Origin of the sequence: Catenuloplanes japonicus (genome assembly GCF_000717135.1) — a bacterium.
Classification (GTDB): domain Bacteria; phylum Actinomycetota; class Actinomycetes; order Mycobacteriales; family Micromonosporaceae; genus Catenuloplanes; species Catenuloplanes japonicus.
In genome coordinates, this window is sequence record NZ_JNXY01000031.1 from 189,052 (window position 1) to 214,252 (window position 25,201).

Sequence of the window (25,201 nt, forward strand, 5' to 3'; positions counted from 1 at the left end):
GCGCCCCCTTTGCCGTCTCTACCGCTGTTCCAGCGTGAACGTGCCGACGCCCGCCGCGATGTCCACGTCGTAGCGCTTCTTCGCGCCGTCCCACGCCTTCGGTGTGAACCGCGAGTTCGGCGCGACCCGCCCGCGGCCGTCACCCAGCAGCGTGACGCTGTCCGCGCCCGCACCGAACCGCAGCCGTGACGGGGTGTCCGCCGGCGTCCGCAGCACGAACTGGCTGAGCCCGGAGCTGATCTTCAGCCGCACGGACGCGTCCGGATCCGGCAGCGTCAGCTCCAGCCGCGTCGCGCCGCCCACCACGTCGAAACCGGACATCCTGCCCTTGCTGAAGTCGACCACGTGCTCGGTGGCACCACCGGTCAGCCGCAGGTCCCAGGTCACCTCGGAGCTGAGCCGGATCTCCACCAGGCTCGGCCCGCTGTCCCCGGTCTCGGCCATCTGCAGCTGCACCCGCTCGCCCTGATCGATCACCTCGGGGCGCATGCTCGAATCGTCCGGCGTCGCGATCCGGTAGAGGTCGCCCTGCAGGTCGTCGCTGGTCACGGTCACCGAGGTGACGCCGGAGACCAGGTCGAACGCCAGCTTCTCCCGCCCGTCCAGCGGCGCGGAGATCGCGTGCGGGCCGTTGCCGGCCGCGGTCAGGTTCAGCCCGGTCACGTTCCGCAGCGCGGCCAGCCCGCCGCCGACCACGGCCACCGCGACCACCACGATCCCGAGCGTCACCAGCAGCTTTCCCTTACCGCCACGGCGGCTCTCAGAACCGATGACATCGACCCGAGGGTACGACTCGGAACTCCGATCGCCGTGCCGAGGACCGTCGTCCCGCCGTCGGCGGTCGGCCGCGCGCCGTCCGGGCGGGGCCGGACGGTCGGGGCCGGGGGAGGGCTGCGTCGCCAGGTGCGGCGGCGGCGCGGGAACGGCGGTCCAGGTGTCCTCAGTCCGGGACCGGTCGTGACCCGGGACCTGGTCACGACCGGTGGTCTGGGCGGCTTTCTGTGCGGCGCCGGGCGTGCTGTGGTGCGGGCGGTCGTCGTGGCCGGCGATCTCCTCGCCGACGCGCGCGGCACGCCCGTCCCAGCCGGGCGGGGTCTCCCGCGTGCCGTTGCCGCGCTGTTCCGCGTCCTCCGCGGGCTTTCCGGTGCCGTCGGCGGCCCAGGACGGGCGGCTGTCCCAGGACGCGGTGGCGGGCTGGTCGCTCCACGACGGGCGCGGAATCTCCTGCCAGCCCTTGTCGCCGTCGTCCGCGTGCCGGCTGCGCCCGTCCTCGTTCCCGGCGCCGGGCCGGCGATACATGGCATAGGGATCGTCGGCGTCCCGCGTGCCGGGCTCGTCCCAGCCGGGCGCGGCGGCGGGCTCGACCCGGCGGGATCCGGCGGCGTCGGTGCCGCGCGGGTCGGTGGTGACCGATGCGTCCCAGCGGTCGGTCGGCTCGTCCCAGCGCGCGGTGGCCGGCTCGTCCCGGGGGGTGGTGGCCGGCTCGTTCTCGCGCGTGCCCGCGGCGGCCGGGGTGTCCCACCGCGGTGCGGCCGCGGTGGGGGTGGCCGTGGATCCGGCCGGGCTGTCGTGCACCGGGGGCGCCGCCGGAGTTTCGGCCGCGGCGGACTTCGGGGTCTTCCCGGGCTTCGCGGACTTCGCGGCCTTCGAGGTCGGCACCTTCCGTGCGGAGACCTCGGGGACCGACGACTCCGACGTCTCCGCGCCGGCCGGTTTCGTGGTGGTCCAGGACTTGCCGTCCGCATCGGCCCAGAGGTCGACGACCGGGGGGCGTTCCGCCCAGCCGTTCTGGCTCTGCGCCTCGGTCCAGGGCTGCGGCTCCGCCACCGGGGACGGCGCGGCGTCGGACGTCCAGATCGGGCCGTTGCGCGTGGGCTCGTTCCAGGTGACCGGCTTGCCCGCCTGGCCCGGAGCGGGCAGGTCCGGCACGTCCGGAGCGGTCGTCGGCGCGGCCGGGGCAGCGGAGGCCGCCTGTGCGACCGGGCCCGCCGGGGACGTCGGCGGTGAGAGCGTGAGCTCGGTCCAGTTCTGCGAGGTCTCGCCGGTGTTCTTCGGCGTCTCGACCCAGGCCGGTCCGGAGGGCGCGGAGGGGTCCGACAGCCGCGGCTCGACGTGCGTGAACCACTCCGACGCCGAGCCGGAGTCCGCGGGCTTCCCCGTGTCACCGGCGAGCGCGGCGGTACCCCACATCGGGTCGGTCGTTCCCACGGCCGGGATTCCCGTGCCGGACGTCGTGCCGGACGTCGTGCCGGACGCCGACCCGGCGTCGAACGGCGGCGGCTCCGGCGCGAAGACCGGCTGCGGCGGGACCAGGGCCGGCGTCACCGGGGCGGCCGCGACCGGCGGTTCCGGGGTGCGGGCGTCGGGCCAGGAGACCGGTGCGGGCGCGGGCATGCCGGTGGCCGGCGTGTACGGCGTCGGCGTCGACGGCCAGGAGGCCGGACTGCCCCAGCTACGGGTGCCGCCGCTGCTCTCCGGGTTGTCGACGGCCGGCACGGGACCGGGAGCCGGGGCGTCCAACGTGCCGGGCAGGTCCGGCGCGGGCGCCGTCGGGCTGCCGAAGGCCGAGAAGCCGGAGCCGTCCGATCCACCGAAGGCCGCGAAGCCGCCGGAAGCGCCCGGCGAGGCGACTGCCCCGCCGAACGAGGCAGGACCGGAGCCGTCGGAAATGCCCGGCGAACCGGCGTCCCCGCCGAACGCGGTCGGGCCGGAGCCGCCGGAAGTGCCCGGCGAACCGGCCATCCCGCCGAACGAGACGGCGTCCCCGCCGGACGAGACGGCGTCCCCGCCGAACGAGGCCGCGCCGGAGCTGCCGGAAGCGCCTGCTCCGCCGTTGAGGCCGGCACCATCCGGTCCGCTGAACGCCGCAGGACCGGAGGAACCCGCGGGCCACGCCGTTTCCGCGCTGCTCACGGTCGGCTCGTCCGTGTCCCCGAAGGCCGGCGCGCTCTGCGGCACCGGCGCCGGCCACGACTGCTCCCGCCCGCCAGCAGCAGCACCAACGCCACCAGCAGCACCAACGCCACCAGCGCCGCCCGCATCGGTCGCGCTCGCGCCGTCGCCGCCCGGCACGCCGCCGATCCACGGCTCCTCGTCCGTCTCCGCCCGCCCCTTCTTCCGGGACTGCTTCGGCGGCTTCGGGGTGCCGGGCTTCTTCGACCGCCCGGTCAGCCCGGCGAACAGCGCGCGCAGCCCACGCGGCTCCGCGCTCACGCCGGACGGCGTACCCAGGTCGATCAGCACCGGCTCGTCCTCGCGGGGCGCGCCGGATTCCGCGGGCTTGAGCAGCGTCGACACGCTGCCCGGGGTCTCGATGCCACGCCAGGCGTCCCGGTTGGTCCGCGGCGCCTGCGGGAACCGGTCCTCCAGGTCCGCCTCCGGGTCGAACGCCGGCTCGGGAGCGGGCGGTGGGGGCGTGGCCGACGGTGGCGCGGCGGCCGGGCCAGCGGGGGCCGGGCCCCCGAAGATCGCGGCCCGTTGCTCGCCGGGCCGGTCCGGGACCTCCCACATCGGTGCCGCCGAGTCCGCCGCGAAAGCCTGGCCCGCCTCGAAATCGGTGGCCGTGGCCCGTTCCATGCCGCCCTCCGTCCGTCGCCGGGCCGGGCCCGGCTGAAGGGGTGTGCCGGGCGGCCCGCATCGAGGCCGCGAACGGCCTCAACCCGCAGTACGCAGCAGACGGCGGGACGGATCGACGCAGCGGAGTGATTTGGGAATGCCCGGCGGAACTTAATGAAAGCCTAAGAAACGCCCGCCCGGAATGTCACGTAGGGTGAAGTTCCGGGCGGGTAAAAGCGAGAACTTTACAGGTTTCCGCGGCGTTCCTGCTCGCGCTCGATCGCCTGGAACAGCGCCTTGAAGTTGCCCTTGCCGAAGCCGAGCGATCCGTGCCGCTCGATCAGCTCGAAGAACACGGTCGGCCGGTCGCCGATCGGCGCGGTGAAGATCTGCAGCAGGTAGCCGTCCTCGTCGCGGTCGACCAGGATGCCCCGGGACTGCAGCTCCTCGACCGGCACGCGCACCTCGCCGATGCGCGCCCGCAGCGCCGGGTCCTCGTAGTACGAGTCCGGCGTGGCCAGGAACTCCACGCCCTCGGCGCGCATGACGTCGACCGTGCGCAGGATGTCGTTCGTGGCCAGCGCCAGGTGCTGCGCGCCCGGCCCGCCGTAGAACTCCAGGAACTCGTCGATCTGCGACTTCTTCCGCGCCACGGCCGGCTCGTTCAGCGGGAACTTGACCCGGTGGTTGCCGTTCGCCACCACCTTGCTCATCAGCGCGGAGTAGTCGGTGGCGATGTCGTCGCCGATGAACTCCGCCATGTTCACGAAGCCCATGACCTTGCGGTAGAAGTCCACCCACTCGTCCATCCGGCCCAGCTCCACGTTGCCGACCACGTGGTCCAGCGCCTGGAAGAGCCGCTTCGGTGCGCCGTCGCGCTTCACGAACGAGGAGGTGCGCGCCACGTAGCCGGGCAGGTAGGGCCCGGTGTACCCGGACCGGTCGACCAGCGTGTGCCGGGTGTCGCCGTACGCCGCGATCGCCGCGATTCGCACCGTGCCGAACTCGTCCGTGACGTCCTCCGGCTCGGAGAGCACGGTCGCACCGGCCGCGCGGGCCTGCGCGATGCACCGGTCCACGTCCGGCACCTCGAGCGCGATGTCCGCGACGCCGTCGCCGTGCGCGCGGTGATGGTCGAGCAGTGGGCTGGCCGGGTCCACGCCGCCCTTGATCACGAACCGGCAGGAGCCGCTCTTCAGCACGTACGCCTTGTGGTCGCGGTTGCCGGTCTCCGGCCCGGAGTAGGCGACGAGCTCCATGCCGAACGCGGACTGGTAGAAGTGCGCGGTCTGGGTGGCGTTCCCGGCCACGAACACGACCGCGTCCCACCCGGTCACGGGGAACGGGTCGCGGCTGGCGTCGTACTCCACCAGGCCGACGAGCTGGCGGAGCGTGTCGGCGTCGAGCTGTGCCTGACGTTCCTGATCGGTGAGCGGTGCGCTGGTCACGGCGGGCCTCCAACCGAGGAGAAAAAGGGGTGACCCCATCGCACCGGCATCCGCGGGCCGGCGCAAATGAACGTCGAAAGACCGCACAACCTGCCCACCGAAGCAGAAGATTGCTATACAGAGTGCGTGATCGACGACCTCGATGTCCGGATTCTGGAGCTGCTCGCGGAGGCGCCGCGGATCGGCGTGCTGGAGACGTCCCGGCGGCTCGGCGTGGCCCGCGGCACCGTGCAGGCGCGGCTCGACCGGCTGGAGAAGCAGGGCGTGATCACGTCGTTCGCGCCGTCCGTGGCGCCGTCCGCGCTCGGCTTCGAGGTGACCGCGTTCGTGACGCTGGAGATCCGGCAGGACGAGGGCCACGACGCGGTGGCCGCGCACCTGGCCGGGATCCCGGAGGTGCTGGAGGCGCACACCGTCACCGGCACCGCTGACCTGTTCCTGCGCGTGGTCGCGCGCAGCAACGCGGACCTGCAGCGGGTCATCGACCGGATCGTGGCGGTGCCGGCGATCGAGCGTTCCGCCAGCGTGATCGCGCTGAAGACGCAGATCCCGTACCGTGTGATGCCCTTGATCAGGGCTTCAACAGCACCTTGATGGTGCCGTCGGTCTTCCGCTGGAACGCCTCGTAGGCGGCGGGCGCGTCGTCCAGCGGCATCCGGTGGGTGGCGAAGTCGTCCACCCCGAGCACGTCGTCCGACGAGGTCAGCAGCGGCATGATCTCCGGGACCCAGCGCTTCACGTTGGCCTGGCCCATCCGCAGCTGGATCTGCTTGTCGAACAGGGTGAGCATCGGCATCGGGTCGGCCATCCCGCCGTAGACGCCGACCAGCGAGATCGTGCCGCCGCGCCGGACCACGTCGATCGCGGTGTGCAGCGCCACCAGGCGGTCCACGCCGGCTTTCTCCATCACCTTCGCCGCGATCGCGTCCGGCAGCAGGCCGGCCGCACGCTGCGCGAACTTGCCCAGCGGCGCGCCGTGCGCCTCCATGCCGACCGCGTCGATCACCGAGTCCGGGCCACGGCCGTCCGTCAGGTCGCGGATCACGTCGCCGAGCTTGTCCTCGTGGTCGTCGAAGTCGAGCACCTCGGCGCCGTGCGCGGCCGCGCGGGCCAGCCGCTCCGGGACCATGTCCACCGCGATCACCCGGCCCGCGCCCAGGTGCCGCGCCACGCGCACGCACATGTCGCCGATCGGCCCGAGCCCGAGCACCGCGACCGTGCCGCCGCGCGGGATCGCGGCGTAGCGCACCGCCTGCCACGCGGTCGGGAGCACGTCGGAGAGGTAGACGAACCGGTCGTCGGGCGGGCCGGGCGGCACGATGATCGGGCCGTAGTGGGCGTGCGGCACACGCAGGAACTCGGCCTGCCCGCCCGGGATCTCGCCGTAGAGCTTCGTGTAGCCGAACAGCGCCGCGCCCATGCCGTGCGTACGCACCTGGGTGATCTCGCACTGCGTCTGCAAGCCCTGCCGGCACATGAAGCAGTCGCCGCAGGAGATCTGGAACGGGATGACCACCCGGTCGCCCGGCTTGAGGTTCGTGACCTCGCGGCCGACCTCCTCGACGATGCCCATCGGCTCGTGCCCGAGGATGTCGCCGTCGCCCATGAACGGGCCCATCACCTCGTAGAGATGCAGGTCCGAGCCGCAGATGCCGGTCGAGGTGACCCGGATGACCGCGTCCGTCGGGTAGTAGATCTCCGGGTCCGGGACCGACTCCACGCGCACGTCCCGCCGGCCGTGCCAGGTAACCGCCTTCATGTCCCCAGGCTGACCCGTGGGACCGCACGGCGCCGGACTAATGCGGTTCCCGGCATATGTCAGCGCAAACGGCCCGGGGAGATCCCCCGGGCCGTTCAGAAAAATTACGCCGGCGACTCGGACTTGTCGCCCGCCCACTGCGTGTGGAACGAGCCGTCCTTGTCCACGCGGCGGTACGTGTGCGCACCGAAGTTGTCCCGCAGGCCCTGGATCAGCGCGGCCGGCAGCCGGTCGCGGCGCAGCGCGTCGTAGTAGGCCAGCGAGGACGAGAACGCCGGCGCCGGGATTCCCGCGCGCGCCGAGTCGGCCACGACCCGCCGCCAGGAGTCCACGCCGCTCTGCACGGCCTCCGCGAAATACGGCGCGACCAGCAGCGACGGCAGCTTCGGGTCGGCGTCGTACGCCTCACGGATGCGGTTCAGGAAGCGGGCCCGGATGATGCAGCCACCACGCCAGATCGTCGCCATCGCGCCCGGGTCGATGCCCCAGGAGAACTCCTCGGAACCGGCCTGGATCTGATCGAAGCCCTGCGCGTACGCGACGACCTTCGACGCGTACAGCGCGCGGCGCACGTCCTCGATGAACTGCTCGCGGTCGGTGACCTCCAGCGACGACGTGGCGCTGCCGAACGCGCGCACCGCGGCAGCCCGCTGCTCCGCGTGGCCGGAGATCGACCGGGCGAACGTGGCCTCCGCGATGCCGGTGATCGGCACGCCCAGGTCCAGCGCGGACTGCACGGTCCAGCGGCCGGTGCCCTTCTGCTCCGCCTGGTCCTGCACGACGTCGACGAAGCCCTTGCCGGTCTCCGCGTCCGTGTGCTTGAGAACCTGCGCGGTGATCTCGATCAGGAACGACTCCAGGTCACCCTGGTTCCACTGCTCGAAGATCTCGCCGATCTCGGCCGGAGTCGCGTTCAGACCCTCGCGGAGCAGGTCGTACGCCTCCGCGATCAGCTGCATGTCCGCGTACTCGATACCGTTGTGGACCATCTTCACGAAGTGGCCGGCACCGTCCGGGCCGACGTGCACGCAGCACGCCACACCGTCCACCTTGGCCGAGATCGCCTCGAACATCGGGCCGAGCTTCGTGTACGACTCCGGCGAGCCACCGGGCATGATGCTCGGGCCGAGCAGCGCGCCCTCCTCGCCGCCGGACACACCCGTACCCACGAAGTGCAGGCCCTGGGCGCGCAGCGCCTCCTCACGGCGACGGGTGTCCGCGAAGTGCGCGTTACCGCAGTCGATGACGATGTCACCCTCTTCCAGCAGCGGCACCAGATCGTCGATCACCGCGTCGGTCGGGCCGCCGGCCTTGACCATGATGATCACGGCGCGCGGACGCTCCAGCGACGCGACGAACTCCTCCAGCGACTCGCCGGGGATGAACGTACCCTCGTCGCCGTGGTCCGCGACCAGCGTGCGGGTGCGCTCGGGCGAACGGTTGTGCACGGCGACCGTGAAGCCGTTACGGGCGAGGTTGCGGGCCAGGTTGCGCCCCATGACGGCAAGGCCGGTGACACCGATCTGCGCCTTGCCGGTCTTCTCTTCGCTCATCGGTTCTCGCTTTTCTCGTGTGTGTGCCCCGGTCTTCGGGTCCGACTTTGCCACGAATGCGGCCCGCCGTCCGTGTCTCACATCGCATGTGGGACACCTGCCGTGCGATACGGGGCTCACCGGCCCCACGGTTCAGTTTTGCTACTCCACGTCGCCAGGTGACGCTAAGGTGGCTAGATCGTGACTTCCGCGGAAACCTGCCGCGGCGATCTCGGAGGGGAGCATCACATGGCGAAGAAGTCGAAGAAGGACAAGAAGAAGAAGGACAAGAAGAACAAGAAGAAGAAGTAACTTCTCGCTCGCCGGCCGGACGACGCTCCGGCGACATTGCTCCGGCCGGCCGCGTGGTCTTGGCTAGGGTGGCCGCGTGACCGCACCACCTCGCCCCGGACCCGCGCTGAGAATCGCCACCCCTCAACTCAACCCCGCCCTGCGCTCGTTCCTGAGTAACGAGGCCGGCAGCGGCGCCGCCCTCCTCATCGGCACCGTGCTCGCCATCGCCTGGGCGAACTCCCCCTGGTGGGAGTCGTACTTCGCGCTCTGGCACACCCACGTCTCGCTGCACGTCGGTGGCTGGGCTTTGGAGATGGACCTCCACCACGTCATCAACGACGCGCTGATGGCCGTGTTCTTCCTGGTCCTCGGCTTGGAGATCAGCCGCGAGGCCGTCTCCGGCGAGCTGCGCGACCGCCGCACGATGCTCGTGCCCACGCTCGGCGCCATCGGCGGCATGATCCTGCCGATCGCCATCTTCCTGGCCGTCAACCCGTCCGGCGACGCCGCCCGCGGGTGGGGCGTGGTGATGTCCACGGACACCGCGTTCGTGCTCGGCGTGCTCGCGCTCTTCGGACCGCGCTGCCCCGACCAGCTGCGTGTCTTCCTGCTCACACTCGCGGTGGTCGACGACATCGGCGCGATCGGCGTGCTGGCCGTCTTCTACACCGACTCCGTCGACGTCGGACCGCTGATCTTCGCCGCGGTGCTGCTCGGCGCGGTGCTGCTGCTGCGCTGGCTGGGGGTGTGGCGGCTCGCGCCGTACGTGTTCCTCACCATCGCGATGTGGATAGCGGTCTACGAGTCCGGCGTCCACCCGACGCTCGCCGGCGTCCTGATCGGCCTGTCCATCTCCGCGAAGCCCGCGTCCCCGGAACAGATCCGTCGCGTGCCGCTCTACGGGCGCGCGTTGATGGAGTCGCAAAGTGCGGAACGGGCCCAGCTCGCGGTCCTCCAGGCCGCCGCGACCGTCAGCGCCAGCGAACGCATGGAACGCCGGCTGCACCCCTGGTCCGCGTACCTGGTCATCCCCGCGTTCGGCCTGGCCAACGCGGGCGTGCGGCTCACCGGCGACGTGGTCGCGGACGCACTGGTCTCGCCGCTCACCATCGGCGTGATCATCGCGCTCGTGGCCGGCAACACCCTCGGCATCTTCGGCGCGTCCTGGATCGCGCTGCGTACCGGCCTCGGCGTACTGCCCGGCCGCGTCCGCTACAGCCACCTGCTCGGCGGCTCGATCCTGGCCGGCATGGGCTTCACCATCTCGCTGTTCATCACGGACCTCGCGTTCGAGGACCAGCAGCTCCGCGACCAGGCCAAGATCGGCATCCTGGCCGGCTCGTTCATCGCGGCCGCGATCGGCGCCTGGGTGATCCGCTGGATGGGCGAACGCTCCCCGCTCTGCTCCCCGGCCGGCGACTCGCCGCCCGCGCTGCCGCCGCTGCCGTGGGTCGCGCCCGCATCTCCGGCGCCGCCCGCGTTCGGGATGCCACCGCTGCCGGACCAGATCGCGTCCACGCTGCCGTCCGCCTCCGGCGTGCCGTCCTCGGACAACACGCCGGCCTTGTCTTTTTCGTCCGCCTCGTCCGCTTCGTTCACGTCGGACGAGGTTCGGGAGGTCGATCCGGGCGTTGCCTCGCCGGAGCGGTGTGAGCCGGGCGATCCGGAAGGGACAAAATCGCCTCAAGAGGCGAAAGAGCATTAAGAACTGGATTTCCCGCTTCCAGCGTGGTCCGGTTCCGCGAGCTCCCGCGGGCACCGGTCGTCGCTGGCGCTCCTCCCTGCGGGGTCCGTGGGCGCAAGGTCAAAGGCCCGTCGTCGATGCCGACGGCGGGCCTGACCGCGCCGGGCTTTGCTGCGCCGGGCTGTGATGCTCCGGGTTAACTGCGGCGGGCTTTGCTGCGCCGGGCCTGACCGCACCGGGCCTGACCGCACCGGGCCTGACCGCACCGGGCCTGACCGCACCGGGCCTGACCGCACCGGGCCTGACCGTGTCGGGCCTCACCGCGCCGGGAGCGGGGCCGGGGTCTGGTTCTGCATCTGTTGGAAGATCATCGAGGTGCGGAAGCCGGTGATCTCCCGGCGCTTGCTCAACCGGTCCAGCAGGAACGCGTGCAGGTGATCCAGGTCCGGCACGGCCACGTGCAGCAGGAAGTCGTCGCCGCCGGCCAGCACGAACACGCTCAGCACCTCCGTCATCTCGCTGGCCGCGGCCTTGAACGCCTCGATCACGTCCCGGTTCAACGGCCGTACCTGCACGGACACCATCGCCTGCACGCTGCGCCCGAGCGCGATCGGGTCGATGTCCGCGTGATAGCCGCGGATCACGCCGCGCCGGGTGAGCGCGCGGACCCGCTCCAGACACGTGGACGGCGCGATGCCGAGCTGCCGGGCCAGCTCCCGGTTGGAGAGCCGCGCATCCGACTGGAGGAGACGGATCAACGCCGAATCTAGTTCGTCCATGACCCGACTATGGCAGTAGATCCCGATCAAACGTTCGGTGAGCCCGCGTACCACCGCCCGGAGTGCCTAACTTCTGGCGCATGAGACGGCTCAACATTCGGTACGGCACCGCGCTCCTCCTCGGCGGGGTGCTCGGCCCCGGCGTGCTCGTGCTGCCACAGCTCGGCGCCGCCGTCGCCGGCCCAGCCTCGATCCTGGCCTGGGCCGCACTGCTCCTGCTCAGCGTGCCGGTCGCGGTGACGTTCGCCGCGCTCGGCATGCGCTACCCCGACGGCGGCGGCGTGGCCGCGTTCACCCGCCGTGCGTTCGGCGACCGTACCGCCGCGATCGTCGGCATCTGGTTCTACGCCGTCATCCCGATCGGCACGTTCGCCGGCGCGCTGGTCGGCGCCGAACAGGCCGCCACCGCGCTCGGCCTCGGCCGCCCGGCCGCGCTGGCCGGCGCCATCCTGCTGATGGCCGCCGCTTTCGCCACCAACGCCGCCGGCCTGCGCACGTCCGGCCGCGTCCAGATGTGGCTGCTCACGCTCCTGGTCACCCTGCTGGCCACCGCCGTCCTCACCGCCGCCACCCACGCCACCCCCACCCACTTCACCCCGTTCGCCCCGCACGGCGCCGGCGGCATCGCCGCCGCCATCGGCGTTCTCCTCTTCGCCTTCGTCGGCTGGGAAGCCGCCAGCCACCTCTCCGCCGAGTTCGCCCCGGCCGTGGACGACCTCCCGGCAGCCCTCGATCCCGCTCCGGCGCCCGCCGCTTCCGTTCCGGTGCCCGCCGTTCCTGTCACCGACGTTCCCGTTCCGGCGGGCGGTGCTCCCGCCGTCGGTGATGCTGTGTCGGTGGGTGGTCGCCCCGCCGCCGGTGCTTCCGTTCCGGTGGGTGGTGGTTCTGCCGCTGGTGTTCCCGTTTCGGTGGGTGGTGGTTCTGGCCTCGGTGGTGCCGTGTCGGCTGGTGACCTCGCCGCCGTCGGCGTCGTGGAGCGGAAGGAGCCGGATGCCAGGGTGGGCACTGCCGGCGTCGACGGGCAGCGGGTGTTGCTGCGATCGACGCAGGGCGCGCTGGCGATCGTCGGCGTGCTGTACCTCGCACTGGCCCTGGCGACCGTCGGCGTGCTCGGCCCACGTGCCGCCGACCCCGGAGCGCTCGGCGCGCTGCTGGAGACCGGCATCGGCCCCGCCGCCCGCCCGATCCTGGCCGTCGCCGCCGTGCTGCTCAGCTTCGGCGCGATCAACACCTACCTGGCCGGCGCGTCCCGCCTCGGTGCCGCCCTGGCCCGGGACGGCGTGCTCCCGCACTGGTTCGCCCGCGGCGGTGAGCCCGGCGCCGTCCCTACCCGCAGCCTCGGCCTCCTCGCCACGATGACCGCACTGTCAGCCGTCCCCATCGCCGTACTCGACCTCGATCTCGACTTCCTGCTGCGCATCACCGCCGCCTGCCTCGCCGCCGTAACGGTCCTGGGCGCCGCCTCCGCCGTCCGTCTCCTCCCACCCGGCCGCGAGCGCCGCACCGCCATCGCCGCCACCCTCCTGTCCACCGCCGCCCTGACCTGCTGCGGCACCTACCTCGTAGTCCCCGCCGCGCTGGCCGCCGCCACGCTGCTCACCGTCCGCCCCCGCGCCACCGTTCCCGCCGCCACACCGAAGCTGCCCGCACGCCTCTGACCACCCGGCCCATCGCGGTACCCGCGCCACCCTTCCGCCGCCGGGCCGAATGAGGGCCACCGGAGACGCAAGGATCTCGGAACCAGGTGCGTTCGACCTCGGCCAGGTGCCGGACCAGGCCGAGCAGCGTGAGCGTGGACGGTGGGGACGCGGGCCGGCGCAGTTGCGCGTCGGTCAGGCCGGCACACTTGAGCGCGAGCGTCGACCGGTGGAAGTCGAGCATCGCCCGGACCGTCGTGCGTTCGTCGGCCTGGACCGGCGGTGAGGGACGGGTCACGCGCGGCGCAGGGTGAGGCTGGTGGCGCGGCGGAGTTCGGCCAGTTCGATGCGGCCCTCGTAGGGGGTGTCGTTGATCAGCAGGCTGGGGGTGCCCGCGATGCCGCAGGCGACGCCGGCCGCGTAGTCCTCCTGGACCTTCGGCGCGAACTGCTGGGCGGCCTCGCCGGTGGCCAGCGCCGGGTCCGCGCCGACCGCCTCCGCGTAGTGGCGCAGGAACGCGTCCTCCAGGCGGTCCTGCTTCTTGAACAGCACGTGGTGCATGTCCCAGAAGACGCCGGCGGACGCGGTGGACTCGGCGGCCAGCGCGGCGGTCAGCGCGTACGGGTGGATCTCGAACAGCGGGAAGTTCCGGAAGATCAGGCGGACCTGGCCGTCCGACTCCTCCACCAGCGTGCGCAGCACGGGAGCGGCGCCGGCGCAGTAGGGGCACTGGTAGTCGCCGTACTCCGTCACGGTCACGGGGGCGTCGGCGTTGCCGAACACATGGTCCATGGCCACCATCTTGGTCACTCCACGGCCACCTCGACAACCGAGTCCTCGCTCACCCTGACCGGGTAGACCGGCAGCGACACGTCCGCGACGTCCAGGCAGGTGCCGGTGCGCAGGTCGTAGACCTGTTTGTGCAGCGGTGACGCGACGGTGGGGACGTCGGCGCGGCTGCCGACGATGCCGCGGGACATGACGTACGCGTGCGAGATCGGGTCCCGGTTGCCGACCGCGAAGAGTTCGCCGTCGGACGTGCGGAACAGTGCGATCTGGACGCCGTTGACCAGCGCGGCCACGCCACGGTCGGGTTCGAGGCGGTCCAGCGGGCAGACGGGCTGGAAGGCGACGTCGATGATCATGCGGGGCTCCCTTCGGTGACGGCCGGCATGCCGAGCAGCACCGGCTGACGTCCTTCTGCAGAAGACGACACCGGCACCGGCTGGCCGCGCTCGACCGTGAAGCTGATCGACGGGTCGGGTGCGTCCGGCGCGTTGACGAACGAGACGAAGCGGGACAGCCGGTCCGGATCGTCGAGCGTCGCCGCCCACTCATCCGCATAATTCGTAATATGTCCGGCCATAGCGGCGTCGAGTTCGGCGCACAGGCCCAGGGAGTCGTGGACGATGACGTCGCGCAGGTGGTCCAGGCCGCCGTCCAGCGACTCTATCCAGGCTGCGGTGCGCTGCAGGCGGTCCGCGCTGCGGATGTAGAAGATCAGGAAGCGGTCGATCGTGCGGACCAGCTCCTCCGTGCTCAGGTCCGTGGCGAACAGGTCCGCGTGCCGGGGGCGGAAGCCGCCGTTCCCGCCGACGTACAGGTTCCAGCCGTTGTCGGTCGCGATGATGCCGAAGTCCTTGCTGCGCGCCTCCGCGCACTCGCGGGCACAGCCGGACACCGCGGACTTCAGCTTGTGCGGCGAGCGCAGCCCGCGATAGCGCAGCTCCAGCGCCACGGCCAGCCCGACCGAGTCCTGCACGCCGTACCGGCACCAGGTCGACCCGACACATGATTTGACCGTGCGCAGCGACTTCCCGTAGGCGTGCCCGCTCTCGAACCCGGCGTCCACCAGCCGCTTCCAGATCAGCGGCAGCTGCTCCACGCGCGCGCCGAACAGGTCGATCCGCTGCCCGCCGGTGATCTTCGTGTAGAGGTGGAAGTCGCGCGCCACCTCGCCGATCACGATCAGCTTCTCCGGCGTGATCTCTCCGCCGGGGATGCGCGGCACCACCGAGTAGGTGCCGTTGCGCTGGATGTTCGCCAGGAAGTGGTCGTTGGTGTCCTGCAGTGAGGCCTGCTCACCCTCCAGGACATATCCGGTGTGCAGCGACGCCAGGATCGACGCCACCACCGGCTTGCAGATGTCGCAGCCCTTCCCGCGCCCGGCCTCCGCGATCAGCGCGGAGAAGGACCGGATGTTGCGGACCCGCACGATGTCGAACAGCTCCTGGCGGGAGTGGTCGAAGTGCTCGCACAGCGCCTTCGACTGGGTCACGCCCTCCAGGGTCAAAAGCTGTTTCAGCATGGGTACGCAGGAGCCGCAGCTCGTCCCGGCGCGCGTACAGGCCTTGAGCGCGGGCACGTCCGCGCAGCCCTGCGCGTGGATCGCGTCCACGATCGTGTCCTTGGTGACCGCGTTGCACGAGCACACCTGCGCGGAACCGGGCAGCGCGGCCAGTCCGGCGCCCGCGTCCGCCTCCGCGCCGGCCGGCGCCAGCAGCGTCAGCGGGGGAGCGGAGAGCGCCAGTCCCACGCCGGCCCGCAGCGCCGGGTAGCCGGTGGCGTCGCCGACCAGCACGCCGCCGAGCAGCGTCTTCGCGTCGTCGGAGAGCACCAGCTTGGCGTAGACGCGGGTGGCCGGGTCGGTGAACGTCACGTCCAGGCAGCCCTCGGCCGTGCCGTGCGCGTCGCCGAACGAGGCCACGTCCACGCCGAGCAGCTTCAGCTTCGTGGAGAGGTCCGCGCCGGGGAACGTGGCCGCGCCGCCCATCAGCCGGTCCGCGACCACCTCGGCCTGCGCGTATCCGGGCGCGACGAGGCCGTAGCAGACGCCGTCGACGGCGGCGCACTCACCGACCGCGTAGACGTCTTCGGCGCTGGTCCTACCGGTCCCGTCCACGAGAATCCCGCCGCGCGGGCCGACCGCCAGGCCGGCCGCGCGGGCCACGTCGTCGCGCGGGCGGATGCCGGCCGCCACGATCACCATGTCGGCCTTGACGACCGCACCGTTGGAGAGGCTCAACGTCGCCACCGCGCCGTCGGGTCCGGCATTGAGCGCGGTCGTGCCGGTGCCGGTGTGGACGGTCACGCCGAGATCCTCGACGTAGCGCCGGAGCATCGCGCCGCCGGCCTCGTCGATCTGTACCGGCATCAGGCGCGGCGCGAACTCGATCACGTGTGTGGACAGGCCGAGCAGGCGCATCGCGTTCGCGGCCTCGAGGCCGAGCAGCCCGCCGCCGATCACGGCGCCGATGTGCCGGCCCCGGGCGTACTCGCGGATGGCCTCGAGATCGTCCAGCGTGCGGTAGACGAAGACGCCGGGCAGGTCCTTCCCGTCGACCGGCGGGACGAAGGGGTACGAACCGGTCGCGAACACCAGCGCGTCGTAGCGATAGGCGCCCGCTGCCGTCGTCACGACCCGGTCAGCGAGGTCGACTGATGCGGCCGGCTCGCCCAGCCGCAGGTCCACGCCCGCATCCGGGGTGTGCAGGTTCAGATCCTCGGCCGATGAGCCGTCGAAGAACGCGGACAGCTTCACCCGGTCGTACGCCGGCCGCCCTTCCTCCGCCAGCACGGTGACGGACCACTCGCCGCCGTCGTCGCGTGCGCGGACCGCCTCGATGAGCCGCTGCCCGACCATCCCGTTGCCGATGATCACTAGCCGCTTCATGCCGGAACCTCCGAGGAAGAAGGGGCGTCGACGGCGGACAGCCAGTCGACGATGCCGCGGACCGCGTCCCCGCAGGTCCCGCAGCCGGTGGTGGCGCGCGTCGCGGCGACCACGTCACCGATCGAGCGCGCGCCCGCACGCCAGCAGCGCACCAGCGCGCCCTTGCTGACGGTGTTGCACTGGCAGATGGTGGTCGCGTCCGGCATCAGCGCGGGCGACTCCACGGCCGCGACCGGCGCCGACCCGAGCGCGCGGCCGAGCAGCAGTGCCCGGCGGTCGCCCGGCACCGGCGTACCCCGGTCGAAGAGCTGGATGACGGTGCCGACCGCCGGGTTGTCGCCCAGCATGACCGCGCCGGCCAGCCGGTCACCGTCGATGCACAGCCGCGCGTACGTGCCGCGCGCCGGATCCGAGAACGTCAGCTCCTCGTCCCCGCGCAGCGTGCCCATCGCGGCCAGGTCGATCCCGGCCGCCTTCAGCCGGGTGACCACGGCCCGCGGCCGGTAGACCGCGTCCTCGCCGGTCAGCCGCGCCGCGACCACGCGCGCCTGCTCCCAGGCCGGCGCGACCAGTCCGCCGGTCACGCCGTCGTGCTCCGCGCAGTCGCCGATCGCGGACACGTGCGGGTCGGAGGTGCGCAGCGCGTCGTCGACCAGCACGCCACGTCGCACGTCCAGGCCGGCGGTGCGGGCAAGGCTCGTTTCGGCACGCACGCCGCACGCGATCACCAGCAGGCCGGCGTGTAGCGCGCGGCCGTCGGCCAGCCGGACCGTGACGTGGTCCGGGGCGCTCTCGACCGCCTCGGTGGCCGCGTCGAGCACGCATTCAATGCCCAGATCCGCGAGGGTACGGGTGAGGACGCCGCTCGCCCCGGCGTCGATCTGCCGGTTCATCAGCCGGTCGACGGCGTGCACGACGCTGACCTTCAGGCCCCGCGCGGTCAGGCCCCGGGCGGCCTCCAGGCCGAGCAGGCCGCCGCCGAGCACGATCGCGGTCCGCGCGGTCCCGGCCACGGCGAGGATCCGCCGGCAGTCGTCGAGCGTGCGGAAGACGGCGACGCGGTCCGGCAGCGGATCCAGGCCCGGGACGTCCGGGAGGACCGCCTCGCCGCCGGTGGCCAGCACCAGGTGGTCGTAGGGGAGCACGTCGCCGCACGCGGTGGTGACGGTCCGGGCCGCCCGGTCGATCGCGGTGACCGCGGTGCCGGGCCGCACGTCCACGCCGTGCCCGGCCGCCTCGGTGATCTCCACGTCCGACTCGTCGATCTTGCCGGCCAGCAGGTTGGACAGCATGATCCGGTTGTAGGCGCGGTGCGGTTCCGCGCCCAGCACGGTGACCTTCACGTCGGCCCGGCGCGCCCGCAGCTCCGCGGCCAGGCGGGAGCCGGCCATGCCGTACCCGATGATCGCGACCTTCACCCGGCGGTCCTCTCCAGGCGCACGGCGCACACCTTGAACTCCGGCATGCGGGACACCGGATCGAGCGCGTCGTTGGTGAGCGTGTTCGCCCGCCCCTTCCCGGCCCAGTGGAACGGCATGAACACGGTGTCCTCCCTGATCGCGTCGCTGAGCCGGGCCGGTGCGGTGACCTCGCCGCGCCGCGAGGTGACGGTCAGCGCCTCCCCGTCCGTCACGCCGAGGCGCGCGGCCAGGTCCGGGTGCAGCTCGACGAACGCGCGCGGCGCGGCCCTGCGCAGCGCGTCCACCCGCCGGGTCTGCGTGCCGGACTGGTACTGCGCCAGCACCCGGCCCGTGGTCAGGTAGTACGGGTAGTCCGCGCACGGCTCCTCGGCCGCGGGCCGGTGCTCGACCGGCGTCATCCGCGCGCGCCCGTCCGGCGTGCCGAAGCGCTCGGTGAACATCCGCGGCGTGTCCGGCCCGTCCTCGTCCGGGCACGGCCAGAACACGCCGTCGCGCGCGTCGATCCGCTCCCAGGTGACGCCCTGGTAGTCCGCGATGCCGCCCGCGCTGGCCCGCCGCAGCTCCGCGAACACCTCCGCGGGATCCTCCGGGAAGCCGTGCGCGACGCCGAGCCGTTCCGCCAGCGCGTGCAGGATCTGCAGGTCGGTGCGGGCCTGGCCGGGCGGGCGGCGTACCGCGTGGCGGCGCAGCACCCGGCCCTCCAGGTTCGTCATGGTGCCGTCCTCCTCCGCCCACATCGCGGTCGGCAGCACCACGTCCGCCAGCGCCGCGGTCTCCGACAGCAGGAAGTCGGCCACGACCAGGAACTCCAGGCTCCTGATCCGCTCGGTGACCCGGCCGGCGCGCGGCGCGGAGACCACCGGGTTCGAGCCGAACAGCAGCATCGCCTTCGGCCCGGCCTCGGTGCCGAGCGCGTCCAGCAGCTCGTAGGCGGACACGCCGGGTCCGGGCAGCATGCCGGGATCGACGCCCCAGACGCCCGCGACGTGCCGGCGCGCCTCCGGGTCGTCGATCTTGCGGTAGCCGGGCAGCTGATCCGCCTTCTGCCCGTGCTCGCGGCCGCCCTGCCCGTTGCCCTGCCCGGTCAGGCAGCCGTACCCGGAGCCGGGCCGTCCGGGCAGCCCGAGCGCGAGCGCCAGGTTGATGAACGCGGAGACCGTGTCCACACCCTTCGCGTGCTGCTCGGCGCCGCGCGCGGTCAGGATGATCGCCCGCTCCGCCCCGGCCAGCGCACGGGCCGCACTTTCAAGATCCTGCACGGGTACGCCGGTGAGCCGCTCCACCCGGGCCGGCCAGTAGTTCGCGACCGTGCGCCGCACCTCGTCGAAGCCGGTCGTGCGCTCGGCCAGGTAGTCCTTGTCCAGCAGGCCCTCGGTGAGCGCGATGTGCAGCAGCGCGTTCGCGATCGCCAGGTCGGTGCCGGGCGTCGGCTGCAGGTGCAGCGTGGCCTGCTTCGCGGTCGGCGTGGCCCGTGGGTCGATCACGATCAGCGTGCCGCCGCGTGCCTTCTGGTCCGCGAGCCAGCGGCCGAACGGCGGCATGGTCTCGGCCACGTTCGCGCCGACCAGCAGCAGCGTGTCCGCGCTGCCCACGTCCGCGAGCGGGAACGGCAGGCCGCGGTCGATGCCGAACGCGCGGATGCCGGCCGCGGCCGCGGAGGACATGCAGAACCGGCCGTTGTAGTCGATGTTGCGGGTGCGCAGCGCGACGCGGGCGAACTTGCCGAGCGCGTACGACTTCTCGTTCGTCAGCCCGCCTCCGCCGAACACGGCTACGGCGTTCTCGTCGTACCGCCGCTGGATGCTTGTGATCCTGCTTGCGATCAGCGTGAGCGCGTCCTCCCACGATGCCGGCCGCAGCTCGCCGTCCTGCCTGATCAGCGGCGTGGTGATCCGCTCCGGGTGGTCCAGGAGGTCGGCCGCGGTCCAGCCCTTCTGGCAGAGGCCGCCGCGGTTCGTCGGGAAGTCCCGCGGCTCGATCGAGATAAGATCGCCGGTGGCGCGCAGGGTCATCCCGCACTGCAATGCGCAGTACGGGCAGTGTGTGTCCACGCGGTCGCCATCGGTCATGACGAGAGCGTCGCCAGACGGGATTTCCCGTCCGCGTCCCGTCGGTGTCGGTCGTGTCAACTGGATCTCACCTCGTCCGGGGCGACGACGTGAGCTCACTTTCCCAGGTCAGGCACGGTTAGCTGCCCGTTGCAGGGTCGACTCACGACTCGAACTCCGCAGAAACCGGCTCTCCCTACGTTTCGTGGTGTTGCTGATCTCTCACTGCGGAAACCGGAGTCGATCATGAGCACCGCGACGACGATTGCCCCGACCGACACCATCGCCGCAGCGGCGCGGCGGCACGGACACTGGATCGACGACTGGCGGCCGGAGGACCCGGACTTCTGGGCGAACGGCGGCGCGAGGATCGCCCGCCGGAACCTCATCTTCTCGATCTTCTCCGAGCACATCGGCTTCTCGATCTGGACGCTCTGGTCCGTGCTCGTCCTCTTCCTCGGCCCCGCCTACGGCATCGACCCGGCGCAGAAGTTCCTGCTCACGGCCGCACCCGCGGCACTCGGGTCGGTGGTGCGGCTGCCGTACACGTTCGCGGTCGCCACGTTCGGCGGGCGGAACTGGACCATCATCAGCGCGCTGCTGCTGCTCATCCCGGCCGGTCTCGCCGCGTTCCTGATCCAGCCCGGCGTCTCCTACACGACGCTGCTGATCATCGCGTGCGTGGCCGGCGTCGGCGGCGGCAACTTCGCGTCCTCGATGGCGAACATCAACGCGTTCTACCCGCAGCGCCTCAAGGGCTGGGCGCTCGGCCTGAACGCGGGCGGCGGCAACCTCGGCGTGGCCGTGGTCCAGCTGGTCGGCCTCACGGTCCTGGCCACGGTCGGCGCCGGCCACCCCGGCCTGATCGCCGGCATCTACATCCCGCTGATCGTGATCGCGGCCGTGGTGTCCGCGCGCTACATGGACAACCTCACCCAGGCCTCGAACGAGAAGGGCGCGCTGCGCGAGGTCAGCCGCGACCCGCACACCTGGATCATGTCGATCCTCTACATCGGCACGTTCGGCTCGTTCATCGGCTTCGGGTTCGCGTTCGGCCAGGTGCTCCAGGTCCAGTTCAAGGACTCGTTCGCCACCCCGGTCGACGCCGCCTACCTGACGTTCCTCGGCCCGCTGCTCGGCTCGCTCATCCGCCCGGTCGGCGGCGCGCTCGCGGACCGCCTCGGCGGCGCCCGGGTCACCATGGTCAACTTCGCGCTGATGGCCGCCGGCGCCTCCGTCGTCCTCTACGCGTCCACGGTCCGCTCGCTGCCGCTCTACCTGCTCGGCTTCGTCCTGCTCTTCGTCTTCTCCGGCGTCGGGAACGGCTCCACGTACAAGATGATCCCCGCCATCTTCAAGGCCAAGAGCGCCCTCGCCGACCTGCCGCCCGAGCTGGCCGAGCCCCGCGCCCGCCGCCTCTCCGGCGCCCTGATCGGGATCGCCGGCGCGATCGGCGCGTTCGGCGGCGTCCTGGTCAACGTCGCCTTCCGCCAGTCCTTCCTCACCACCGGCTCCGCCGACGCGGCCTACATCGCCTTCATCGCCTACTACGCCCTCTGCCTCGCGATCACCTGGTTCATCTACCTCCGCCCCGCCGCCACCCGCCTGCCCGGCGTCTGATCGCCGTACGGTGCAGCGGCCTTGCCTGGCGGAGTGACGCCTGTCATCATTGAATAACGCGGGGAGGGTTATTCAGATGGACGCAGGCAAGCACGTAGACATGGACCTTCGGACCGACACGGACATGAGAGATCTCGGCCGTCGCGTGCGTGAAGCGCGCGAAGCGGCGGAGGTCTCACAGGACGAGGCTCGCAGGGTCATCGGCGTCTCCCAACCGACCTACTCCCGGATCGAGAGCGGCGATCGCCTGCTGAAGGGCGATGAGCTCGTCCAGCTGGCGGATCGCTTCGGTGTGCGTGCCTCGGTGATCACCGGGCTGCCGGCGGTGCGTGCGCGCGCCCGATTCGCCGCGCGGACCGACGGCGGACATTCGCCGATGGACGAGATGAAGGAGCGGTTGTTCGCCTACCTGGAGCTCGATTCGTACCTGACGAGTCAGGGGATCCCGGGGAGCCCGAGGTGAGCGGCACCGAGCAACGCGGGCAGCTCCTCGCGGAGGCATTCCGCGAGGAGTACGGGCTCGACGACGTCCCGCTCAAGGACATGCATGCACTGGTGCACGCCGCCTTGGGCGTGGATGTTCTGAGCATGAAGGCGTCGGAGAGCGAGCACGGCCTGTCGATGCGCGATCCGGTCACCGGCCGGGTGGTGATCGCCGTCGCCACGACCCCGCATCCAATGCGGCATCGGTCGTCGATCGCTCACGAGATCGGGCATGTCGTCGCCGGTGACCTCGACCGCGACGTGCCGCTGGTGCCGGGCGAGCGTTCGCACGAGGAGAAGCGTGCGGACGCGTTCGCCCGCCACCTCCTCCTTCCGCTGGAGGCGATCCGGCGCAGGTTCCCCGCGGCGAAGAGGCCGTCGCTCACAGACCTGTCCGATCTCGTGCAGGAGTTCGAGGTGTCGCCGATGATCGCATCGATTCAGCTGCGCACCCTCGACCTGATCGACGCCGGCACCTGCCGGTCCTGGGGCGCCCGATCCGCGTCGAACCTGGCGATCACGTTCGGCTGGGGCAGTCAGTACCACGTGCTCGCCGCGGACTCGTCCACGCCTCGAGCCCCGCAGTCATTGATGGCACGCGCGGTCGTCGGCTACCAGCGCGGGGTCCTCGGTCTCAACGAGCTGGCCGGTTGGTACGGGCGGAGGCGCGCCGAACTCGAGGAGGAGCTGGGCGTGCCGGAGCCCGCCGACGTCGACTCCTGGAGCGACGAGTGGGACGACGACGCGCCGCTGTTCACGAGTGACACGCGGGAGGGCCTGGCTTCGTGAGCGTGCTGCTGGATGCGGGCCCCTCTCTCAACTTTCTCGCCGCCGGTCAGCAGAACATTCTGATCAAGATCGCTGAGGCGGGGAGACTGCAACTCGCGGCACCGGAGCGTGTCGACGCCGAGATCCTCGGGATGAGCAACGACCAGCGTTTCCGGGGCACTGCGGTGCGAAGGACCTGGACGGCGTTGAAGGCCTCTCGGCGTGTCGAGATCCTGCCCGACAGTCTCGCCAGTAGGCAGTTCGCCGACGCGGTCACCCGGATCGCCGGGATGCCCGCTCAGGACCGGGTCCGGAGCAGGAAGAGTCTCGGAGAGATCATGGTCCTGGCGCACGCGTCGACCTTCGTGCAGCAGGGACACGACGTCTATGTCCTGCTCGACGACGGGGACGGTCGCCGGCGCGCCGCACGGGAGATGCAGTGGCTGCGAAGCCAAGGGCACCACAGCGGGTTTGATCTCTGGGCGACACGTCGTGTTCTGCAGGAGGCAGGCCGCCACGAGGGCTGGATCAAGGGCGACCAGACCTGGGAACAGGTCTACGACCAGATGACCGCCTTTGACGACGGTCTCCTTCCACGTTCGGCATGGCAGAAGAGGCTCTGACCGTGCGCCATGGGGGTGGGCCTGTGTTCTGCCACGGCGAAACCGGCAGGGAGGAGCGCCAGCGACGACCGGTGCCCGCGGGAGCATGCGGACCGCAGCCACGCTGGAAGCGGGAACATGAATTTGATCTTGGGGTTCAGTCGACCTCGGCGGAGCCGTTGACGCGGAGTTTGCGGCGGGCGCGTTCGTAGAAGGTGGTGCGGCCGAGGCGGACGACGTTGGCGGCGGCGCGGCGGGCGCGGACGCAGATCTGGTCGTCGGGGCGGAGGCGGGCGGCGATGATGCCGTCGACCTCGAGCGCGAGTTCGCCGCTGGTGGGGAGGATGTCGAGGACGACCTCCTCGTCGGCGGAGAGGACCAGCGCGCGGTTGAAGCTGGAGTGGGCGGAGGACGGGACGACCAGGAAGCCCTCGACGCGCGGGGAGACGATCGGGCCGCCGGCGGCGAAGCTGTACGCGGTGGAGCCGGTCGAGGTGGCCACGATGACGGCGTCGGCGGCGTAGCGGACGAACGAGTGGCCCTGCACGGAGATCGCCACGCCGGCCATGCCGTCGCCGGGGATGCGGGCCAGCGCGATGTCGTTGAACGCGGTGACCTCGGCGCCGTCCGGCAGCACGGTGGAGATCGCCATGCGCGGCTCGACCGTGAACGAGTGGCTGTTGATCAGCGACAGCGTCTCCGGCAGGTCGTCGACGTCGATCTCGGCGAGGAAGCCGAGCCGCCCCACGTTGACGCCCAGCACCGGCGTGTTCCGGCCGGACGACAGCCGCATGGTGCGCAGCATCGTGCCGTCGCCGCCCAGGCTGACCAGCAGGTCGGAGCGTTCCAGCAGTTCGTCCTCGCCGGCCGGGACCGCGCTGCAGTCGATGCGCGCGATCTCGTCCGGCAGGCCGAGCACGGTCACACCGCGCGTGCGTGCCCACTCGACGATCGTGTCTATGGCGACCTTCGAGTCCCGTTTCGGGTGAAGCACCAGCCCGACGGTGTGAACCATGCCCATGCGGATGATGGTATTTACTTCCCGACCTTCACGGCGTCGTAGGCCACGGTCTCGTTGCGCGTGCCGGTTCCGGGGACGACCGCTTTCCAGGTGCCGGACGTCTTCGCGGTGAACGTCTTCGACCAGGCGCCCTTCGCGTCCGTCTTCGCGGTGCCGGCCTTCGTGTACGCGCTTGCGCCGTCCGCCTTGAACCAGATCTGCACGGGCGTGTTCGCCAGCTTCTTGCCGTCCGAGGTCAGCGTGCCGTTGGCGGTGAGCTTCCCGCCCTTCTTCACCGGCTCCGGCGTGGCGTTGAGCGTGACCGTGGCCGGGCGCTTCACGGTGAACGTGGTGGTCGCCACGTTGGTGCGGTAGACCGCGAAGTCCGGGTCGTCGAGGCCGGTGCCGGTGGCGTAGGCACCGTAGAGCTCCATCCGGTAGGTGCCGGCCGCGTCCGAGCCGCACACGGTCACGTCGCCGGACCAGGTGTTGCCGCCGGTGCTGGCCAGCACGGTGTAGCCGGTGATCTCGCCGCCGAGGTAGAAGTCCGCGCCGACCGCGGAGGCGAACACGTTCTCGGTCGGCATCGGGCCGCTGAGCACGGCGGAGACTTTCGCGCGGACCGCGCAGCCGTCGGAAGATTTCACCGTGTACGCGTTCTTGGTGAGCTTCCACGAGGTGAGGCTGATGGCCGCCGGATTCCACTCGATGTCCGCGGCGCGGCTTCCGGAGGCCGACGCGAAAGCCGACTCGAAAGCCGGCGCGGAAGCAGGCGCGGAAGCCGCTGCCGGGGCCGCGAACGACAGGGTGGCGACGGCGGCGGAAAGGACGGAGACGAGCGTCCGGTTCTGCATGCGGGTTTCCCAGGGTTCTCAACGGGTTGCTGTCGGAGCGCTAT

The 25,201-nt window shown here is 71.6% G+C and carries 20 protein-coding genes; 7 read left to right on the top strand and 13 right to left on the bottom strand.

Annotated features, from left to right (window positions below):
- Positions 1-18 precede the first annotated feature (18 nt).
- Both OP04_RS50505 and hppD read right to left on the bottom strand, forming a co-directional pair.
- Positions 19-3,576, bottom strand: a complete 3,558-nt coding sequence (locus OP04_RS50505; RefSeq protein ID WP_051799642.1) for a hypothetical protein — start codon at positions 3,574-3,576, stop codon at positions 19-21.
- A gap of 224 nt (positions 3,577-3,800) precedes the next feature.
- The gene (hppD, locus tag OP04_RS36665; protein ID WP_033344514.1) at positions 3,801-5,003 is read right to left on the bottom strand and encodes a 4-hydroxyphenylpyruvate dioxygenase; all 1,203 of its coding nucleotides are present in this window, start codon (positions 5,001-5,003) and stop codon (positions 3,801-3,803) included.
- 129 nt (positions 5,004-5,132) lie between these two features.
- On the opposite strand from hppD, the gene OP04_RS36670 reads away from it, so the two are divergent.
- The gene (locus tag OP04_RS36670) at positions 5,133-5,597 is read left to right on the top strand and encodes an Lrp/AsnC family transcriptional regulator (protein ID WP_232323877.1); all 465 of its coding nucleotides are present in this window, start codon (positions 5,133-5,135) and stop codon (positions 5,595-5,597) included.
- Here OP04_RS36670 and OP04_RS36675 read toward each other — a convergent pair.
- Entirely contained in the window at positions 5,575-6,762 is a 1,188-nt protein-coding gene (locus OP04_RS36675; protein WP_033344516.1) for a zinc-dependent alcohol dehydrogenase, read from the bottom strand. The two genes, OP04_RS36670 and OP04_RS36675, sit on opposite strands and share 23 nt — an antisense overlap.
- A gap of 104 nt (positions 6,763-6,866) precedes the next feature.
- Positions 6,867-8,315 (bottom strand): NADP-dependent phosphogluconate dehydrogenase, encoded by a 1,449-nt coding sequence (gene gndA / locus OP04_RS36680; RefSeq protein ID WP_033344517.1) that lies wholly within the window; start codon positions 8,313-8,315, stop codon positions 6,867-6,869.
- 367 nt (positions 8,316-8,682) lie between these two features.
- Here gndA and nhaA point away from each other — a divergent pair, with 367 nt between their 5' ends.
- Entirely contained in the window at positions 8,683-10,293 is a 1,611-nt protein-coding gene (gene nhaA / locus OP04_RS36685) for a Na+/H+ antiporter NhaA (protein WP_085067057.1), read from the top strand.
- Positions 10,294-10,589: 296 nt separating this feature from the next.
- Here nhaA and OP04_RS36690 read toward each other — a convergent pair whose 3' ends face one another.
- Entirely contained in the window at positions 10,590-11,051 is a 462-nt protein-coding gene (locus OP04_RS36690) for an Lrp/AsnC family transcriptional regulator (protein ID WP_033344518.1), read from the bottom strand.
- An 80-nt stretch (positions 11,052-11,131) separates the two neighbouring features.
- On the opposite strand from OP04_RS36690, the gene OP04_RS36695 reads away from it, so the two are divergent.
- Positions 11,132-12,709: an APC family permease gene (locus OP04_RS36695; RefSeq protein ID WP_051799644.1), complete on the top strand. Its 1,578-nt coding sequence runs from the start codon at positions 11,132-11,134 to the stop codon at positions 12,707-12,709.
- On the opposite strand, the gene OP04_RS56865 is transcribed toward OP04_RS36695, so the two are convergent.
- Genes OP04_RS56865 through OP04_RS36720 form a run of 6 tightly spaced genes read right to left on the bottom strand, consistent with a single transcriptional unit; the run spans position 12,648 to position 19,794 of the window.
- The gene (locus OP04_RS56865; protein ID WP_408606820.1) at positions 12,648-12,986 is read right to left on the bottom strand and encodes a mycothiol transferase; all 339 of its coding nucleotides are present in this window, start codon (positions 12,984-12,986) and stop codon (positions 12,648-12,650) included. The genes OP04_RS36695 and OP04_RS56865 overlap by 62 nt on opposite strands.
- Entirely contained in the window at positions 12,983-13,489 is a 507-nt protein-coding gene (locus OP04_RS36700) for a DsbA family protein (RefSeq protein ID WP_051799660.1), read from the bottom strand. The genes OP04_RS56865 and OP04_RS36700 overlap by 4 nt, the downstream gene beginning before the upstream one ends.
- Before the next feature lie 5 nt (positions 13,490-13,494).
- Complete coding sequence (nirD, locus tag OP04_RS36705; RefSeq protein WP_033344519.1) at positions 13,495-13,833, bottom strand: nitrite reductase small subunit NirD; 339 nt, start codon at positions 13,831-13,833, stop codon at positions 13,495-13,497.
- Positions 13,830-16,361, bottom strand: a complete 2,532-nt coding sequence (gene nirB, locus OP04_RS36710) for a nitrite reductase large subunit NirB (RefSeq protein WP_033344520.1) — start codon at positions 16,359-16,361, stop codon at positions 13,830-13,832. Before nirB ends, nirD begins: the two co-directional genes overlap by 4 nt.
- Positions 16,358-17,779 carry an FAD-dependent oxidoreductase gene (locus OP04_RS36715; RefSeq protein ID WP_269746727.1) on the bottom strand — a complete coding sequence of 474 codons (1,422 nt, stop codon included), beginning with the start codon at positions 17,777-17,779 and terminating at the stop codon, positions 16,358-16,360. The genes nirB and OP04_RS36715 overlap by 4 nt, the downstream gene beginning before the upstream one ends.
- Positions 17,776-19,794 carry a molybdopterin oxidoreductase family protein gene (locus OP04_RS36720; protein ID WP_033344521.1) on the bottom strand — a complete coding sequence of 673 codons (2,019 nt, stop codon included), beginning with the start codon at positions 19,792-19,794 and terminating at the stop codon, positions 17,776-17,778. Before OP04_RS36720 ends, OP04_RS36715 begins: the two co-directional genes overlap by 4 nt.
- A gap of 282 nt (positions 19,795-20,076) precedes the next feature.
- Here OP04_RS36720 and OP04_RS36725 point away from each other — a divergent pair, with 282 nt between their 5' ends.
- The 4 genes from OP04_RS36725 (at position 20,077) to OP04_RS36740 (ending at position 23,324) form a co-directional block, all read left to right on the top strand.
- The gene (locus tag OP04_RS36725) at positions 20,077-21,450 is read left to right on the top strand and encodes a nitrate/nitrite transporter (RefSeq protein ID WP_033344522.1); all 1,374 of its coding nucleotides are present in this window, start codon (positions 20,077-20,079) and stop codon (positions 21,448-21,450) included.
- 76 nt (positions 21,451-21,526) lie between these two features.
- The gene (locus tag OP04_RS36730) at positions 21,527-21,913 is read left to right on the top strand and encodes a helix-turn-helix domain-containing protein (RefSeq protein WP_051799645.1); all 387 of its coding nucleotides are present in this window, start codon (positions 21,527-21,529) and stop codon (positions 21,911-21,913) included.
- On the top strand, positions 21,910-22,722 hold the full coding sequence (locus tag OP04_RS36735) for an ImmA/IrrE family metallo-endopeptidase (RefSeq protein WP_051799646.1): 813 nt from the start codon (positions 21,910-21,912) through the stop codon (positions 22,720-22,722). Before OP04_RS36730 ends, OP04_RS36735 begins: the two co-directional genes overlap by 4 nt.
- The gene (locus OP04_RS36740; RefSeq protein WP_157240844.1) at positions 22,719-23,324 is read left to right on the top strand and encodes a PIN domain-containing protein; all 606 of its coding nucleotides are present in this window, start codon (positions 22,719-22,721) and stop codon (positions 23,322-23,324) included. The genes OP04_RS36735 and OP04_RS36740 overlap by 4 nt, the downstream gene beginning before the upstream one ends.
- 136 nt (positions 23,325-23,460) lie before the next feature.
- On the opposite strand, the gene OP04_RS36745 is transcribed toward OP04_RS36740, so the two are convergent.
- Together OP04_RS36745 and OP04_RS36750 are read right to left on the bottom strand one after the other, a co-directional pair.
- Entirely contained in the window at positions 23,461-24,324 is an 864-nt protein-coding gene (locus tag OP04_RS36745; RefSeq protein WP_085067059.1) for an NAD(+)/NADH kinase, read from the bottom strand.
- 14 nt (positions 24,325-24,338) lie between these two features.
- The gene (locus OP04_RS36750) at positions 24,339-25,157 is read right to left on the bottom strand and encodes a hypothetical protein (RefSeq protein ID WP_033344523.1); all 819 of its coding nucleotides are present in this window, start codon (positions 25,155-25,157) and stop codon (positions 24,339-24,341) included.
- Between the last annotated feature and the right edge of the window lie 44 nt (positions 25,158-25,201).

Excerpts from the sequence above, each read along its gene's own strand:
- OP04_RS36690 (WP_033344518.1), bottom strand. The coding sequence starts at position 11,051 with ATGGACGAACTAGATTCGGCGTTGATCCGTCTCCTCCAGTCGGATGCG.
- OP04_RS36745 (WP_085067059.1), bottom strand. The coding sequence starts at position 24,324 with ATGGGCATGGTTCACACCGTCGGGCTGGTGCTTCACCCGAAACGGGAC.
- OP04_RS50505 (WP_051799642.1), bottom strand. The coding sequence starts at position 3,576 with ATGGAACGGGCCACGGCCACCGATTTCGAGGCGGGCCAGGCTTTCGCG.
- gndA (WP_033344517.1), bottom strand. The coding sequence starts at position 8,315 with ATGAGCGAAGAGAAGACCGGCAAGGCGCAGATCGGTGTCACCGGCCTT.
- OP04_RS36725 (WP_033344522.1), top strand. The coding sequence starts at position 20,077 with ATGAGCACCGCGACGACGATTGCCCCGACCGACACCATCGCCGCAGCG.
- OP04_RS36700 (WP_051799660.1), bottom strand. The coding sequence starts at position 13,489 with ATGGTGGCCATGGACCATGTGTTCGGCAACGCCGACGCCCCCGTGACC.
- nirD (WP_033344519.1), bottom strand. The coding sequence starts at position 13,833 with ATGATCATCGACGTCGCCTTCCAGCCCGTCTGCCCGCTGGACCGCCTC.
- OP04_RS36675 (WP_033344516.1), bottom strand. The coding sequence starts at position 6,762 with ATGAAGGCGGTTACCTGGCACGGCCGGCGGGACGTGCGCGTGGAGTCG.
- OP04_RS36720 (WP_033344521.1), bottom strand. The coding sequence starts at position 19,794 with ATGACCCTGCGCGCCACCGGCGATCTTATCTCGATCGAGCCGCGGGAC.
- nirB (WP_033344520.1), bottom strand. The coding sequence starts at position 16,361 with ATGAAGCGGCTAGTGATCATCGGCAACGGGATGGTCGGGCAGCGGCTC.
- OP04_RS36695 (WP_051799644.1), top strand. The coding sequence starts at position 11,132 with ATGAGACGGCTCAACATTCGGTACGGCACCGCGCTCCTCCTCGGCGGG.
- OP04_RS36730 (WP_051799645.1), top strand. The coding sequence starts at position 21,527 with ATGGACGCAGGCAAGCACGTAGACATGGACCTTCGGACCGACACGGAC.
- OP04_RS36750 (WP_033344523.1), bottom strand. The coding sequence starts at position 25,157 with ATGCAGAACCGGACGCTCGTCTCCGTCCTTTCCGCCGCCGTCGCCACC.